General features: G+C 41.9%; 16 protein-coding genes and 2 pseudogenes. 11 read left to right on the top strand and 7 right to left on the bottom strand.

Features of this window, described 5'->3' with window-relative positions; all coding sequences use genetic code 11:
- Position 1 precedes the first annotated feature (1 nt).
- The 3 genes from O9323_RS09315 to bchL all read right to left on the bottom strand — a co-directional run bounded on the left by O9323_RS09315 (position 2) and on the right by bchL (position 2,899).
- Positions 2 to 1,402, bottom strand: a complete 1,401-nt coding sequence (locus O9323_RS09315; RefSeq protein ID WP_024970032.1) for a ferredoxin:protochlorophyllide reductase (ATP-dependent) subunit N — start codon at positions 1,400 to 1,402, stop codon at positions 2 to 4.
- Positions 1,403 to 1,417: 15 nt separating this feature from the next.
- The gene (locus O9323_RS09320; protein ID WP_002790982.1) at positions 1,418 to 1,801 is read right to left on the bottom strand and encodes a DUF5331 domain-containing protein; all 384 of its coding nucleotides are present in this window, start codon (positions 1,799 to 1,801) and stop codon (positions 1,418 to 1,420) included.
- 228 nt (positions 1,802 to 2,029) lie between these two features.
- Positions 2,030 to 2,899 (bottom strand): ferredoxin:protochlorophyllide reductase (ATP-dependent) iron-sulfur ATP-binding protein, encoded by an 870-nt coding sequence (gene bchL, locus O9323_RS09325; RefSeq protein WP_002735653.1) that lies wholly within the window; start codon positions 2,897 to 2,899, stop codon positions 2,030 to 2,032.
- A 458-nt stretch (positions 2,900 to 3,357) separates the two neighbouring features.
- On the opposite strand from bchL, the gene O9323_RS09330 reads away from it, so the two are divergent.
- The 4 genes and pseudogenes from O9323_RS09330 (at position 3,358) to O9323_RS09345 (ending at position 5,661) form a co-directional block, all read left to right on the top strand.
- Complete coding sequence (locus tag O9323_RS09330; RefSeq protein ID WP_002751527.1) at positions 3,358 to 4,203, top strand: hypothetical protein; 846 nt, start codon at positions 3,358 to 3,360, stop codon at positions 4,201 to 4,203.
- A 4-nt stretch (positions 4,204 to 4,207) separates the two neighbouring features.
- Positions 4,208 to 4,393 (top strand): hypothetical protein, encoded by a 186-nt coding sequence (locus tag O9323_RS09335; protein ID WP_002751529.1) that lies wholly within the window; start codon positions 4,208 to 4,210, stop codon positions 4,391 to 4,393.
- A gap of 628 nt (positions 4,394 to 5,021) precedes the next feature.
- Positions 5,022 to 5,306 (top strand): annotated as a pseudogene (locus tag O9323_RS09340) (papain fold toxin domain-containing protein); the annotation flags it as partial.
- Positions 5,293 to 5,661, top strand: coding sequence for a SpoIIAA family protein (locus O9323_RS09345; protein WP_002751533.1), 369 nt, complete (start codon positions 5,293 to 5,295; stop codon positions 5,659 to 5,661). The pseudogene O9323_RS09340 and the gene O9323_RS09345, both read left to right, overlap by 14 nt.
- Positions 5,662 to 6,145: 484 nt before the next feature.
- On the opposite strand, the gene O9323_RS09350 is transcribed toward O9323_RS09345, so the two are convergent.
- Entirely contained in the window at positions 6,146 to 7,087 is a 942-nt protein-coding gene (locus O9323_RS09350; protein WP_193978522.1) for a DUF1517 domain-containing protein, read from the bottom strand.
- Positions 7,088 to 7,333: 246 nt separating this feature from the next.
- On the opposite strand from O9323_RS09350, the gene O9323_RS09355 reads away from it, so the two are divergent.
- The gene (locus O9323_RS09355; protein WP_288125005.1) at positions 7,334 to 8,593 is read left to right on the top strand and encodes a phosphopantothenoylcysteine decarboxylase domain-containing protein; all 1,260 of its coding nucleotides are present in this window, start codon (positions 7,334 to 7,336) and stop codon (positions 8,591 to 8,593) included.
- A 43-nt stretch (positions 8,594 to 8,636) separates the two neighbouring features.
- A complete protein-coding gene (locus O9323_RS09360; RefSeq protein WP_024968598.1) occupies positions 8,637 to 8,936 on the top strand; it encodes a 2Fe-2S iron-sulfur cluster-binding protein in 300 nt (99 codons plus the stop codon).
- Positions 8,937 to 8,999: 63 nt separating this feature from the next.
- Here O9323_RS09360 and psbQ read toward each other — a convergent pair whose 3' ends face one another.
- A complete protein-coding gene (gene psbQ / locus O9323_RS09365; protein WP_002751539.1) occupies positions 9,000 to 9,440 on the bottom strand; it encodes a photosystem II protein PsbQ in 441 nt (146 codons plus the stop codon).
- Between the two features lie 238 nt (positions 9,441 to 9,678).
- A complete protein-coding gene (locus O9323_RS09370) occupies positions 9,679 to 10,812 on the bottom strand; it encodes an FAD-dependent oxidoreductase (protein WP_149107473.1) in 1,134 nt (377 codons plus the stop codon).
- A gap of 219 nt (positions 10,813 to 11,031) precedes the next feature.
- Between O9323_RS09370 and phaA the strand changes: the two genes are divergently transcribed.
- The 5 genes from phaA (at position 11,032) to O9323_RS09395 (ending at position 15,716) form a co-directional block, all read left to right on the top strand.
- Positions 11,032 to 12,222, top strand: coding sequence for an acetyl-CoA acetyltransferase PhaA (gene phaA, locus O9323_RS09375; protein ID WP_288125006.1), 1,191 nt, complete (start codon positions 11,032 to 11,034; stop codon positions 12,220 to 12,222).
- 12 nt (positions 12,223 to 12,234) lie between these two features.
- Positions 12,235 to 12,951, top strand: coding sequence for an acetoacetyl-CoA reductase PhaB (gene phaB, locus O9323_RS09380; RefSeq protein WP_002751543.1), 717 nt, complete (start codon positions 12,235 to 12,237; stop codon positions 12,949 to 12,951).
- A 216-nt stretch (positions 12,952 to 13,167) separates the two neighbouring features.
- Positions 13,168 to 13,380, top strand: coding sequence for a hypothetical protein (locus tag O9323_RS09385; protein WP_002751545.1), 213 nt, complete (start codon positions 13,168 to 13,170; stop codon positions 13,378 to 13,380).
- A gap of 79 nt (positions 13,381 to 13,459) precedes the next feature.
- On the top strand, positions 13,460 to 14,455 hold the full coding sequence (gene phaE, locus O9323_RS09390) for a class III poly(R)-hydroxyalkanoic acid synthase subunit PhaE (RefSeq protein WP_002751547.1): 996 nt from the start codon (positions 13,460 to 13,462) through the stop codon (positions 14,453 to 14,455).
- 166 nt (positions 14,456 to 14,621) lie between these two features.
- Positions 14,622 to 15,716: a class III poly(R)-hydroxyalkanoic acid synthase subunit PhaC gene (locus tag O9323_RS09395; protein ID WP_002737173.1), complete on the top strand. Its 1,095-nt coding sequence runs from the start codon at positions 14,622 to 14,624 to the stop codon at positions 15,714 to 15,716.
- An 83-nt stretch (positions 15,717 to 15,799) separates the two neighbouring features.
- Here O9323_RS09395 and O9323_RS09400 read toward each other — a convergent pair.
- Positions 15,800 to 15,931, bottom strand: a pseudogene (locus O9323_RS09400) (IS630-like element ISMae24 family transposase); the annotation flags it as partial.

Below are 15,931 nucleotides of genomic sequence, written 5' to 3' on the forward strand. Positions count from 1 at the left end.
ATTACACTTTTGCTGACTCTTTAACTAACTTGTCCCAACCCAATTCCTTGAGGTTATTGTTGCGACGCAGGGGACGAGTAGCTAATTCTAAAATATCTCGCGCATTGGTAAAACCATGAATTTGAGCAAAAGTAAATTCTACCGACCATTTAGTGTTAATTCCCCGCGCTTCTAAGGGATTTGCATGGGCCATTCCTGTAATTACTAAATCAGGTTTTAACTCGTAAATGCGCTGAATCTGATTGTAGTTATCGGGTTTTTCGATAATTTTCGGGATGGGAACACCCATATCATTACAGGTTTTTTCTAGTAATACTAATTCGGCCGCTTGGTAGCGTTTATCCATGTAGGGAATACCGATTTCATCACAAGTCATCCCGCAACGAATTAGGAAACGTGCCAGAGAAATTTCTAGTAAATTATCCCCCATAAAGAAGACCGATTTACCGCGCACAAGTTGCAGATAATCCTCTAAACTTTCCCAAATTTTTGCCTCTCTTTCTTCTAATCCCTGGGGTTGTACTCCCAAAACCGAACAGATTTTTTCTATCCAAGCGCGGGTTCCATCCGGACCGATGGGAAAGGGTGCGCCAATTAATTTACACTTACGACGACGCATTAAAGTGGTGGCAGTTCGTGATAGAAAAGGATTGACACCAGCGACATAATAACCTTCTTCAATTACCGGTAATTCAGTAAAACGTTTGGCCGGCAACCAACCATCTATTTTAACTCCTTGTTTTTTTAATTCTAGGGTTAAATTAGTCACAATCGGGTCAGGAACAGAACCAAATAAAACTAAAGGAGAATGGTCTTTATATTCCGATTCTTCCTGTTTAATTTCTTCTTTTTTACGTCCAAAAGTTAAGAGTTTCTGGATAGCATTCCGTTCTTCTTTTTCATCTTCGTGCTTAACTTTTTCGGGACATTTATGCACCATGGAAGCGAGGACGGTATCTTCCCCTTGGGTAAAGGCATAATCTAAACCATTAGCGCGTGCTGTCACGATAGGAATACCGATTTCTGACTCTAGTTTCGGTGCTAATCCTTCCAAGTCCATTTTGATGATTTCGGTAGTACAAGTACCGATAAAAACGATAACGCTAGGGTTTCTATCTCGTTTAATTTGTAAGCAGAGACGTTTTAGTTCTTCGTAATCTTTTAGTTGAGCGGAAATATCCCCTTCTTCTAATTCGGCCATAGCATAACGCGGTTCGGCGAAAATCATCACCCCCATAGCATTTTGCAGGAAGTAACCACAGGTTTTTGTGCCGATAACAAGGAAGAAACTATCTTCGATTTTTTGGTATAACCAAGCAACACAGCTAATTGGACAAAAGGTGTGATAGTTGCCAGTTTCACAATCAAATTGTAAAGCGCTCGGTTCTTGAGTGGCAGTCATGTTTTTAGGTTCTCCTTAATTGCGGAATTGGTTTAGGTATTCAGTATGTGGATTGGTTTCAGGCAGTAAAGGAATGGCTTCAGCTTCTTGGATTTTTGCTCTTTCTTCTTCTCGTTTTTCGAGTTCTATCTCAGGGCCAAAATTTAAACCTAAAGCATCGACAAGTTTATTACTATCGTTGCTGAGAACACAAAAAGGACTCATCCACATAAATAATTGTGTTTCTAAAGCAGTAGCTACTCCCAGAATTAGATGAGAAGAAGGACGTTTTCCCCCATCAGGAGTGTTTATCCAAGAATTAGTAGCAGTCGTAAAAACCTTAATCCAAGCTTGATTAATTTGGTAGTAATCCAACCATTTATCTTTAAGTGCTGCTTTTAATTCCTCAAAGTTGCTCATTTTGTCCCCTTGGCTAAATAATGATGTTTTCCCTATTAGAATTCCCAATGAGAGGAAAAAATGATCATTATCAAGTCCTCGATAAAATTCGTGGGTAGGGTGGGTTAGGCGACGATAATTTAGGCTATTAACTAATAAGTTAATTATACGCCGTAACCCAACCAGAAAAAGAGTTTATTGGTGGTTATTGGTGGGTTACGCTGTCCCTAACCCACCCTACAAAATAATCTAAACCATCATTAGATCTAATTCCGCCTCGGCGTTAACTTTGGGTTTATCAGCATTAAGATAGAAATCCGATAATAAAGTGAATAATTCCCGGTCGGCAGATTCTTTGGGAATAACTCCTTCTGGTTTGGCTAAAATCTGATCGGCAATGTTGAGATAATAGTCACAAACGTAACTTAACATCGGATCTTTGTCGGCCATTTCAAAGAGAGTTTGACCTTTAACTCTGGAGACGCGAATATCTTCAATTAAGGGTAAAACTTCTAACACTGGCATGGGAACATGATCCACATATTTATTAATTAAATCGCGTTTTGAGGTGCGATTACCAATTAATCCGGCTAGTCGCAAGGGATGGGTGCGCGCTTTTTCCCGGACGGAAGCGGCGATGCGATTGGCGGCAAAAAGAGCATCAAAGCCGTTATCTGTGACAATTATGCAGTAATCGGCGTAATTTAAGGGTGCGGCAAATCCTCCACAGACTACATCCCCCAAAACATCGAACAAAATCACGTCAAATTCATCAAAAGCGTTCAATTCTTTTAATAATTTCACCGTCTCCCCGACGACGTAACCGCCACAACCAGCGCCGGCCGGGGGGCCTCCCGCTTCTACGCATTTGACTCCACCGTAACCTTCATAGATAACGTCTTCGGGCCAGATGTCTTCGTAGTGAAAATCTTTTTCTTGTAGGGTATCGATGATTGTGGGAATAAGAAAGCCTGTCAGGGTGAAAGTGCTATCATGCTTGGGGTCACAGCCTATTTGTAGGACTTTTTTGCCTCTTTTGGCTAAAGCAGCCGAAATATTACAGCTTGTTGTCGATTTACCGATGCCACCTTTTCCGTAGACTGCAAGTGTTAAAGGCATGGAAGTTCTCCTAAATGTACGCTTGAATGGTGAGTTTGTTTATCAGTGCTTTGATCGCAATTATTGACCATCTCCCCACCCCTTGGCAAGAGGTTCAATTTTTATCTGCTATAGCTAGAGTGAGAATAAAAGCTTAAAAATTAGATTAACAATTTTTTAGAGCCTATAAAGTCTCTGAAATCGACAAAAACTTATAAAAACAGTTTTATTTATATATTTAATTTAAATGCAAACAATAAACAAAAAACCGCCAAAGCTTTACAAAAACTCGATAAACAGGGTTTTACCGTGCCAAATCCAGATAAAAAAGGTCAAGATAGAGCCAGTCTAGAGACCGATTTCAGATTTTCGTGAATAATCATTACAATTTTCCCGGTCAGCAGATTAAATAAATCGATCCTGAGAAGGATGCCGAAAGGCTGTAGTACAATTAGAACAAAGTACCTGTAGGGTTTCCTATGCGAGTTAAGCAAAAAACGCTGACTACACTCTTATTAGAGAATAAAGCTCCTAAATATCGTCCTTTTCTGGGTTTTTTTCTGGCTGGGTTTCCTTTTCTGTTTTTAGCCTATGTAGTTTTTTCCCAGCGCGCTTATCTCGACTGCATTCGGTTAGGTACAAAAAGGATAGATTGTCAATATGTCCAAGAGTATAATTTTCCTATTTCTAGTCGGGAAAATTTTTCTTTAACTCACATTAAAGCTACGGCTGTCTATCAGGAAGTTTTTATCAGTGTTGAGCAGGAAAAAACTGTTAATAACGCGGTTTTATTGGTCGGAAGAAATAACCATCTCTACATCGAGAATTTTCTAGATGTGCAGTCAGCTAGTGATTTTAAAACTCGATTTGAGAATTTTGTGAATAGATATCAAGCTCGGGAAATTATTTCCAAAAGTCCCCTAGATACCTTGTCAGCACTGCTAGAACAGCATCATAATTATCCCTATTATCTCTGGGGTATGTTATGCTTATTCTCTGGTCTATTGTTATTTTATGATGCCAGCTATTGGGAGAGTTATGTCTTTAATCAGGGTACCGCCACCCTAACCCGTAGGCGACAACATTTAATTTTTAGAAGTGAAAGCGATTATCTTCTAAAGAGAATTGTTGAGGCAAAGATAGAAGATTACAATGGCTTTTTAGGGTCTAATTACCGAGGGATTATTTTAATCTTATCCAACGGGGAAAAAATTATTCTCAATCGCCGGTTACTGGAATCTATCAGTAACGGAAAAAGGGAAGAAAAAATCCTAGCAATGATTGCCGAAAAGTTAAACTTAACTCAAGAAGACCTGTTAATCTAAGTAAATGCGCTCAAATTCTAGTTATTTAAAGTCTCTTTTTTTCAGTTTCCTATTGGTGACTGTGTTAGTTTATGTATTACGCGGCATGGGAATATTATCCTTTTTACCTGGAGGATTAATTTTGTTATTAATTCTCTCTTCCGTGGTGACGGGAATCCTCTACGGAATCGATAAAACCCGCCGTTTTTAGGAAAATATTGGCTCTTCCTTTCAGACAGAAACGAGAGAGCTGCATCTCATTTTTGTAAATCTACTAAGTTGGGATTTTTAGGGGGAAACTCTCTGCTAAAGTCGGGCGTTACTTTCGATTTTTTCCCTCAATATACCTCTTGCATAAATCCGAAAACAAACGATAGAAACAATAATGGGAGGGACTTTCAGTTAATTATTTATTAGTAGTTGATAATCTTCAAAAATGTTGTTGTACAAGGATCGACTTAAGACTTTTGCAAGAGGTCTAATCTAAGCTTTTGGGGGGTAGAACCTCCCCCCCCGTTGGGGACGCGGCGCGGTCACTGAGCTTTTACATTGAGCTTTTACATTAGACCTCGACCTAATATTATCTTAAGACCAAAAGTCTTTCTAGCTAAAGAATCTAACCAAATAAAAATGATTTTAATTGCCTCATATTTTTTCAGTGAAATTGAATTAGCAACGATAGATATACATCCTAGCCATCGAACTATTTAGTTAGTACATAAGCTAAAAGCAAGCTGTGATTGGGTTATAATTTTTGGAGAGGTCTATTAAATGGAGTAGAAAACTGAAAAATAAAGGTAATGCTGTCAATGTAACTTAAATGCGTAAAAGCTTATCATGATCAAGATTATCTCATCAGCGATCGCGTGGAGAATGATCGATCAATTACGATCAATGAAAAACACTATGGGGTAGAAGTGAGGGGAAGAGTATTTGAGCATCTGTCTCCTCAAGAAATGAAACGAGAGGATTGGCTGAAAGATTTTCATTGCCAAAGTGAAGAGTTTATAAGCTACAATGTCGAGGTTATAGCTCGTCTAGTAATTCTGGTGAAACCGTCTATTTGTGATAGCATAGAGTTAGACTTCGACCATTTGGGAGAGGCAAACTATGATAGATTATAATTTAGACGCGGCGCATAGCATTCTCTGTATGCGACCTACATCTGCACTTGCGGCAGAAGATTTTGTCAAGATTGCGGAGGCAGTGGATCCCCACATTGAAGCCACTGGTGGCCTTGCTGGCGTGATCATTGAAGTTCCCGAGTTCACTGGTTGGGATAGTTTTGGTGCCTTGGTCGCCCATTTCCGGCTGATACGCGACCATCACAAGTACGTCAGTAAAGTTGCAGTGGTGACTGATTCCACTCTGGTTAAACTGATCGAAAGTCTGGCTTCCCACTTTGTCTCAGCTGAAGTTAGGCAGTTCCCTTGGGGGGAAACCGAGGTAGCGACCCAATGGATCTTGGGCGGTTCCTGATTCCCTTGCAGTACATTGACATCTCCAGCAATTAACCTCAATCTAGCCTGAATTTTGGAGATGTCTAATAAGTAGTCGTGCAAAATTAATTTCCTAGTCGAGACAGGAGACTCCGAGACGGGAGACGGGAGACAGCTATTAGGGATCGGATTTGAGTTTTCAGTTCACTGTTTCCTCACACCAGAAGTCTGACGGAGTAGTGGCTTAGATGTGTAATTAATTTTGCTTAGGTACTTACCAAATCGGTTTTTAATAGTATGATTGACTGCCAAGTTATGAATTGTTTTTCGCTGCTCCCTGCTCTTCTATGCCTTTTAACAGGATTTAGCCATAATCGGTGGAGTTGTTAGGTTTCCTTCCGAGGGACTAACCTACGAAACTCACCCCATCACCGGCCAATTGATTTTTTTAGAAAACCCTAATCAAAAAATCTCCCCGTAATAAGGGAGATTTTAGCCAATATCTAGAGTTATTCCCCGACAAATTACACTAATTTCAGATCGGGATAATTGGCGAGAATGTCATCTTGACTGAGAATATCACCCTCGCTTTGGGGGGTCCAAATCACTTCTACTGCTAAAAGTCGATCGCCTCCCATACTACCAATTTGTTGCAGGGCCTGTTTCAAGTCTTGGGAGTCATTAATTTTCGGTAGAGAAAATTTACCAACAATGCCGGCTAAAATAGTCACCAAAATATAGCCTTCCGGTGCGCTTTTAGCTAATTCCCCAGCCGATTCGGGTAAAATATTTTCTTGAGAACCTTGACGCAGTTGATTATTGTAATTAGTTAAGGTTTCCGCCGTTAGTTTACCGCGTTCGTTAAGAGACCACTGATTAAACTTCGCTTCTGCACTGCTGAGGCTGGTTTGTTGGCAATCGACGTTACCATAAACCCAGTATTCTGGATGACGTAACAGGGCGAGGGCCGATTCTTGTAAGACTTCGACTCGTCCCTCGGAGGTGCTAGTATCGACAGTTAGGGCGATTTGATTTAATTCTTGTTGCAGATAACGGGCATTAGCCAACAAACCCACCTGTACTTTAGCCACGGAGACGGTTTCATAACCGGATTCTATCGTCATACCATTCTCATCACTGCCTCCACCATTACGGAAAGCATTAACGAGGAAATTGGCAATAGCAAAAAAGATTAACAGAGATATTAAGCCACCGCCACCACCACCCCAAAAGAAGGGTAAGAGGAAGGGAAAACCAATACCGCCACCGTAACCGGGGGAACTGTAACCACCACCTCTAGAAGGGCTAATACTGCGACTAGGGGCGCGAAAACTACCGCCACCCATTCTACCCCCCGATGCCGCTAAAGCACTGGGAATAGAACCGAAAATCAGCGTTGTCACTAATCCTAGAACTAATAACGGCTTGGCAAGCGATCGAACTTTAGTTAAAATTTTGTCAATCATAAGAACACCGAAGCAACCCTTTATTTACTAGCATAACGAGTTTCTCGCTCAGAGATAGACAAATCCCGAATAGGGATAACCGAATCAGTTATCAGTGATCAGTTATCAGTTAGAAGGTGTTGGGTATTGAGATTTTAGGGTTTTGGGGTTTTGGGGTTTTTTAGTTGAATTCCCCCATTTCCCCATTCCCCCATTCCCCCATTCCCCCATTCCCCCATTCCCCCATTCCCCCATTCCCCCAAATTTATGACTTGGAATTTCTCCCCTCCCACGGATTCGGACTTAGGCGATCGCGAAGTACCCTTAGAAAATCATCATCTCTGGGGTAAAAGGATTGCTTTACTGGTGACAGGAGGGATTGCGGCCATGAAAGCGCCGCTAATTGCCCGATCTTTGCGGAAATTCGGGGCCACAGTCGTGGCTTTTGTCTCGGAAGAAGCTTTAAGATACGTCACTAAGGAAGCTTTGGAATGGAGTACGCTTAATCCCGTAGTTAGTCAATTAACGGCAAAAGCAGAACATTTAAGCGATCAATGTCCCTTTGATCTTTATTTAGTCGCCCCTGCTACCTATAACACGATTAATAAGTTTCGTTACGGAATCGCTGACGGAGTGATCACTTCATGCTTGGCCTCGGCCTTGGGACGACTGGAAAAGGGAAAAACTAAAATTCTGCTCGTCCCCACCATGCACGGCAGTTTACATAATGCTATTCTGAGCGAATCTTTGCAAACTCTCGATCGCTTGGGAGTCCAGATTATGTCACCCCGGGATGATTACGGTAAGCACAATCTCCCCGGGGAAAAAGAGATTACCGTGGCAGCCTGTGGGATTCTCAGTAATTCTGTCCTGAAAAATAGGCCGATTTTAGTCACCGGTGGACCCACACCCGTGATTATCGATAATATTCGTCGTTTAACCAATCGTTTTACTGGACAATTAGGGGCCGCTATTGCAGAAGAATTATACCTGCGCGGGGCCAAGGTGCAGTTAATCCACGGACGGGGCAGCTATACACCCCCCGCTTATTTACCCCACGAAATTATTGAAACTTATGACGAGTATCTAGGGAAGGTTATGGGAGAATTAGAGAGTAAAGATTATAAATTTGGGATTTTTTCGGCGGCAGTGGCAGATTATCGCTTAGAAAGCCCTTTTTCTGGTAAGATTCCCAGTGGAGGGCAGTTAAATCTTAATTTTGTGCCGACGGAAAAAGTGATTGACAAGGTGAGAGAAACATTTCCCGATTTAGAGATGGTGACTTTCAAGTATCAGGAGGGAGTCAGTCAGGAAGAGTTACTGGAAATCGCCCGTAAACGCCTAGAAAAGGGCTATCAGGCGGTCATTGCTAATAGGGGTGAGGAAAAGGGCGATCAAGGGGAACAGGTGGCTTATTTGGTCACAAAAGCGGCACTGGGAAAATTTATCGGTAAAAAAGCGATCGCTATTGGCATCGCCGAATATTTAGAAGAGCGAGCCAAAAATGTTACAATCGAAAAAATTTAATATTTTTTAATATTAATTTGCAAAAATTTAGGGTAACACAGTCATGGGTAACATCAACTTCGTCAAAGAGAATAAGATCGTGGTGGCGGCAGATGGAGCGAATTTACGAGAGAAAGCAGTCCAGAATGGCGTTGATATCTACACTTTTAGCGGTAAATTGATGAATTGTGGCGGTTACGGTCAGTGCGGTACTTGTATAGTGGCAATTGTCGAGGGAATGGAAAATCTCTCGGCTAAAACCGACTTTGAACAGCGCTGTCTGAAGAAAAAACCCGAAAATTATCGTTTAGCCTGTCAAACCATGGTTAATGGCCCGATCAGCGTCCAAACTAAACCAAAATAGCACTTATCGGTTTTTTAGCTGCGGCCCGATCGGTGATCACCGATCACCGATCACTGATACAAACTAACTAGGAACAATATTTAAGAAAGCATCGAAGTCTTTTAATGCTTCTTGGAACTGATTAGCAGCGAGACTAGCATCTTTTTCTTTGGCTGCTGCATCGATACGTTCAAAGTGAACGAAAAGATTTTTCGCTAACTGCTTGGCCTTTTCTTGGTCTTTGGGCAGTAAATTACGGGATAATCCTACCATTTCCTGACGCAATTGCCCCAAAGGGCCGTGGATATAGGTGCGAGTATCTACCCAATTTTTGTCAGCGATGAGGTCTTGCAAAACGCTCATTTTTTCGCGAAATCCTTCTATGGGTTGGATGTAAACCTGTAACTGTTGGATTTTTTGCGGACTGTAAACGTTGGGGATAGTTGCTTGGGGACCACTGCAACTAACCAGCAGGGTAGTAACTAGGACTAAAACTAGGGAAATAATCGAGCGAAGACGTGGCATTGGTTTATATGTACTATTTAACAAACTATTGACGTTCTCTCCCTTAACCAGTCAAGGTATCGGGACGATTTTTACTTTATCAGGTTGTGGGATTCCCAAATCAGATTTTACTCCCAACGGCCTTGACAGTAACTCGGTGCTATTGGACGATAATCAGCAATTTTGCCTCTGATCCCCCCTTAATCCCCCCTTGATAAGGGGGGTGTCTGATAATTTTTAACACCTACCTACTTATTAACTAGAGCTTATCAAATTGTCTCATAAAAGCTCGATCGATCCGATCTTTCCATAACCATAATAACGGTGATTGCCAGCCAAAACCGCCCCAAGATGCGATCGCTTTTTGGTCTCCTGTCCCAATTAAACTCAGATAATTTTTCTGGGGAAAATAGGGTTTTAGGGGCTGATTTTGCAGAATTCTTGCTAAATTATCGAACAGTGGTTTTCCTTGTCGGACGGCAAAAACTCCCGCTTTCGGACGGGGATAATCTGGAATCGTGGCAATATCTCCCACGGCAAAAATATGGGGATGGGAAAGAGATTGCAGATAATTATTCACTAAAATAAACCCTTTTTCATCTGTCAGTAATCCTGACGCTTTAATCCAACTAGGGGCCGAGGCAGCCGTTACCCAAATTGTATAATCCATCGGTAAAACTAACCCCGATGAACAGATAATCTGGTCTGCTTGCACTGCCGTCACATCCGTTGATAAATATAATCTAATTCCCCTTTGTTTAAAAATATTCTCCAAACGTTGACCGACCCAATTATTATGGGCTGATAGGAGTTTTTTTCCTCGATGAATTAGAGATAAATTCAAATTACTGCTAGAGTTGAGAATTTTGGCCAAACGGGACTGCATATTTAAAGCTAATTCAACTCCGCCTGCACCACCACCAACAATGACGATATTTAGAGTATTATTAGGGTTACTAACCGCTTTTTTGAGTATTTCTTGCCATCCTTCCCGAAAAATCGGCACGGGTTTGGCGGGGATAGCGTACTCTTTAGCACCGATAACATTATCCACTGCCGGGATGCTGCCGATATCGATCGAGAGATAATCAAAGGGAATCGGTGAAGAATTATGACAAATTACTTGACATTTTTCCGTATCTATAAAATTAGCCTTGTCTAAACAGAATTGCGCTTGAGAATACCTAGCTAGAGAAGGTAAATCGATATGAGTCTCGGCAAAATCATAAAAACCGGCGATGTGGCCGGGTAACATTCCCGAATAGGGGGTATGGGTGACATCGCTAATTAAAGTTAATTGAACGTTTTTTAGGGGTGATTGCCCCCAAAGACGAAGGGCGATCGCATGACTATGGCCACCACCGATAAAAACTAGGCGCTTGACTAAATCCATAAAAAAAGGGGATTGCTGCCGGAAAAGTTAAATTCTAATGAATATATCTTCTGACACAGAAATTCTGTTGCAAAATCGAGGGTAGATAGACAAAAACTCAAGGCATCGAGGCCAGGAACTTGTAACCAATGACAGTCAATTGGGATTTTGATCTTTTCGGACTCGATATTCTTAAGTAAATTCTATCTATTATCTTCGCTTCCCAATAGAGAGAAGTCTATGCAAGAAGTTTATATCGTGGCCGCTGTCCGGACTCCAATTGGTCGTTTTGGTGGGGGATTAATCGGATTATCCCCGGCCGATTTAGGGGCAACAGTGATGAAATCTGCCCTAGAAATCGCTAATTTGCCCCCAGAAGCCCTAGATTTGTACATTTTCGGCAATGTTTTGGGATCGGGCCATGGTCAGTTAATTCCCCGGCAAGCGGCGATTAAAGCGGGAATTCCCGTAAGCGTGGACGGATATCGGGTGGATATGGTTTGTTCTTCGGGAATGATTGCCGTTAGTAACGCTGCCACCTCAATTCGCGCCGGAGAAGCGGATATCGTCCTCGCCGGTGGCATCGAATCCATGTCCCAAACCGGCTTTTTTCTCTCCCATCGGGCCCGGTGGGGTTATAAATTCCTTATGGGTGCGCCGGAACAATTAACCGACCTATTACTACACGATGGCTTAACCGATGCTACCACGACTGAGGGCATGGGTTCCCAAGTTGATCGCCTCTGTCTTGATCGCGGTGTCTCTCGGCAAGCATTAGATGAAATTGCCGCTTTATCCCACCAAAGAGCGGCCACAGCCACAGAAAAAGGCTGGTTTAATGGCGAAATCGTGCCAATTGAGCTTAAATCTAAGAAAGGTTCCACAATTCTTGATCAAGATGAGGGTATTCGTTCCGATAGTACCCCGGAAGGTTTAGGAAAACTGCGGCCAGCTTTTAATCCGTCGGGAGTTTTAACCGCAGGGAATAGTAGTCAGATTTCCGATGGGGCCGCCGCTATCCTTTTAGCCAGTCAAAAAGCTGTGGATCAGTACGGTTTAAAACCAATTGCCAGAATCCTTGGCGGTGCTGTGGGTGCTGGCAAAACCGATCGCTTCCCAGAATTTCCCGTCCTCGCGGTGAAAAAATTACTGGCATCTCTCAATAAAACGATCGAAGATTTCGATTTAGTGGAAAATAACGAAGCTTTTGCCTTAAATAATCTGCTTTTTGAGATGGATCTGGGGTTAGCTAGGGAAAAACAAAACGTTCACGGTGGTGCGATCGCATTGGGTCATCCCATCGGTGCTTCCGGTGCGCGGATTCTGGTGACGTTAATTAACGCGTTGAAAGTACAGGATAAAACCCTCGGTATGGCGGCCATCTGTCATGGGACCGGTGGCGGAACAGCGATCGCAATTGAAAGAGTTTAGGAGGAAAAAGCTATGGTATCTCTCGGACTAGAGGAAAAAGTTATCGTCGTGACGGGCGGAAATCGAGGCATTGGGGCGGCTATTGTCTCTCTTTTGATAGATTTGGGGGCCAAGGTGGCTTACACGGATTTAGTCGCCGATAATCCCCAGGGTTTAGGCATTGTCGCCGACGTGACTAAGTTGGAATCCATGGAAGCGGCAGCTCAACAAATTGAAGCGGAATTGGGGCCGGTTTACGGTATCGTCGCTAACGCGGGGATTACCAGAGATAACTTTTTCCCTAAATTAACGCCGCTAGATTGGGATTTAGTGATTAATGTCAACCTAAAAGGGGTTAATCACACGATTAAGCCGTTTATTGAGGGAATGTACGAACGACAAGCGGGATCGATCGTTTGTATTAGTTCTATTTCCGGTGATCGCGGTAATGCCGGCCAAACTAATTACGCGGCTACAAAAGCGGCAGTTATCGGTTTAGTCAAATCCTTAGCGCGAGAAGCTGCCCGTTATAATATTCGCGCCAATGCGATCGCACCGGGGTTTATTAACACGGAAATGACTTTAGCAATTCCCGATAAAGTTCGCGATAAAATCACCGCCGAAATTCCCTGTCGTCGCTTCGGTGAACCCGCAGATATCGCCTGGGCAACTGCCTATTTACTCTCTCCTGTTGCCAGCAGTTATGTCTCTGGAGAAGTCCTCAGAGTTAATGGGGCCCATCACACCTAATCAGTTATCAGTTATCAGTTATCAGTGGGTAAGTTATCAGTTATCTAATTCAAAGATGGAAAATGTGTTTGTTATCGAAAAAATCGGTTCTAAAACCTCGCCTTAAGGCGAAAAGTTTTTGGAGCGGGGCATAAATCCCCATTACAAAAACGGCCTCCTGCTCCTTGCCTCCGTTATTTAGCGCCCGTTTAGCTAGTAAACAGGAGAGAAAAAATTATGAATCAGGAGTCTGAAGAAACGGTTAATGACGAGATGCGAACTGAATATGACTTTTCTGATGGTATTCGTGGCAAATATTATCAAGCTTATCGACAGGCTAGTAATGTGATAATTCTCGATCCCGATGTGGCGGAAATTTTTCAAGATTCAGCCTCAGTCAATGAAGCGTTAAGATTACTAGCAAAAATTGCCAAGTCTGGAAAAATATGACTTATCAGTTATCAGTTATCGGGTGTAGAGTGGGTTAGTAAACTAGCGAAATCAGCGTTAAAGGAAAAGGGCAAAAATAATGGATAAACCGACACAAGCTTGGAGTGAGATGGCCACCGATTACGTCAATCTTTGGACAGAAACCGGGGCAAAAATGTGGTCAAGTTGGTTTGATATGATGGGAGCGATACCGACTCCTATGGGCAATATTAAACCAGAATTACAAGAGGCAACCCAGCGCTATTTTGATAATCGGGATTTATTGATCAAATTCCTAAAATTATCGATGGAAGCTTGGGAAAGTATCTTCCCGAAAATGCAAACAGGAGAAGACTGGCAAACAATTTTAGATAATTATACCCAACAGATGCGCGGTCAACTGAATAGTTTTACTACTACCACTTCCCAAAGTAGTCAAGATGTCAGTCAACTATGGACAATTTACCTGCAACAATTACAAAGTCTCAATCATTTATGGTTCGATCCTTTCGTCCTGTCAAATGACACAATAACCAAAGCTTGGTTAGGTAACACTTCTTCCTTGATCGAACTCAATAATATCTATTGGCAGAAGTTTTATGATGAGACTTTTGGCCAATGGTTACAGATGCCTTTATTGGGATTGCCACGAGAATTTAACCGCAAATTACTCGATAGTTTTGAAACTTGGCGCGTTCTTTATCAAGCTAGTATTAACTATCAAATTGTGCTGGCTGATATTCAAGTTAAATCCTTTGAAGCTTTAACTAAAAAATTAGTTTTCTTAGCAGAAAAAGGTCAACCTGTCAAGGATTGGCGAGAATTTCAAGATGTGTGGAGTGTCGTCGCTGATGATATTTTTGAAAAGGCTTTTTGTCAACCAGAAAACCTAAAAGTAAGGGGAAAATTTATTAATTCCCTCAATGATTATCGCCTCAAACAGCAGGATTTAATGGAAATTTACCTGCGCTCAATGAATCTGCCTACCCGCAGCGAAGTCGATGAAATTCATCGGACTATCTATGAATTACGCAAAGAGGTAAAAAGTCTCAAAAAAGCTTTAGGAGAAAAAAAAGAAACAGAAAGTAACAATTAGTTAATTGTGCTTGACAATCAGTTATCAGTTATCAGTTATCGGATTGCAGTTTTCAGTATATAGTGTTAGGTGAAAACTTCGGAACTTTCTTTTCACTGATTACTGTTTACTGTTCACTGCTCACTGAAAAATCCCCACTTCCACACTTTTCTAGGAGAATTAAATTATGTGGCCATTTTTGACGCAAGTAAAACTGGAAGATTTTACCCAAGATTATCTAGAATTAACTCAGAAAAATCTCAAAGGTTTAGACAATCTCAAACGAGTTAAAGAAGAAGATATTGAGTGTGGAGTCTCGGAAAAAGAAGCAGTTTATCGGGAAGATAAAATCATTCTCTACCACTTTAAACCCGTGGTCGAAAAACCCTTCGAGATTCCCTTGTTGATGGTTTATGCTTTGGTCAATCGTCCCTACATGGTAGATTTACAGGAAGGGCGTTCTTTAGTAGCAAATCTGCTGAAATTAGGCTTAGATATCTACTTAATTGATTGGGGATATCCCACCAGAAGCGATCGCTGGTTAACCCTTGATGATTATATCAATGGTTATGTGGATAATTGCGTCGATTTTATTCGTCAAAGTCACCATCTCGACAAAATTAATCTGTTAGGAATCTGTCAGGGGGGAACCTTTAGTTTATGCTATAGTTCCCTCTATCCCGATAAGGTAAAAAATCTGGTGACAATGGTGACACCGGTGGACTTTTATCAAACCGAGACCCTCTTAAATATGCGCGGGGGGTGTTCCTTGGGAGCCGAAGCATTAGACATCGATTTAATGGTAGATACTATGGGCAATATCCCGGGAGATTTTCTCAACTTAGAGTTTCTGGAATTGAAACCTTTGCAGTTAGGTTATCAGAAATACCTCGATTTTCCTGACATCATGGAAGACGAATCAAAATTAGTTAATTTTCTGCGTATGGAAAAATGGATTTTTGATAGTCCCGACCAAGCAGGAGAATCCTACCGACAGTTTCTCAAGGATTTCTATCAGCAAAATAAACTGATTAAAGGGGAAGTGATGTTAGGAGATAAACGGGTAGATTTACACAATCTGACTATGCCAATTCTCAATCTTTATGCGGATAAAGATCACCTTGTACCTCCCGCTTCTTCCCTCGCTTTAGGGAATTATATCGGTACTTCTGACTATACCGCTTGTGCTTTCCCCGTCGGACATATCGGAATGTATGTCAGTGGCAAAGTGCAACGGGATTTACCCCCCGCTATTAGCGATTGGTTGAAAGCAAGAGCTTAACAATCCTCGCACCTATCCCCTTTTGCCAGTTTGGGAGAGGGGTTTAGCAGTTTTCTTCTCTACGGGTGTAACACAATAAGTACCTAGGCAAAATTAATTACATACTCGCCTCCAAAATTGTCCAGCACTTTTTTAACGTAAGCGAGGAGGCTCTTTCGGTCTTTATAGGCGCTAAATTCAATCCATTCATATTTTAAAAATCTCCATAATATTTC

This window comes from Microcystis sp. LE19-131.1A, assembly GCF_027532015.1.
Lineage (GTDB): Bacteria > Cyanobacteriota > Cyanobacteriia > Cyanobacteriales > Microcystaceae > Microcystis > Microcystis ichthyoblabe_A.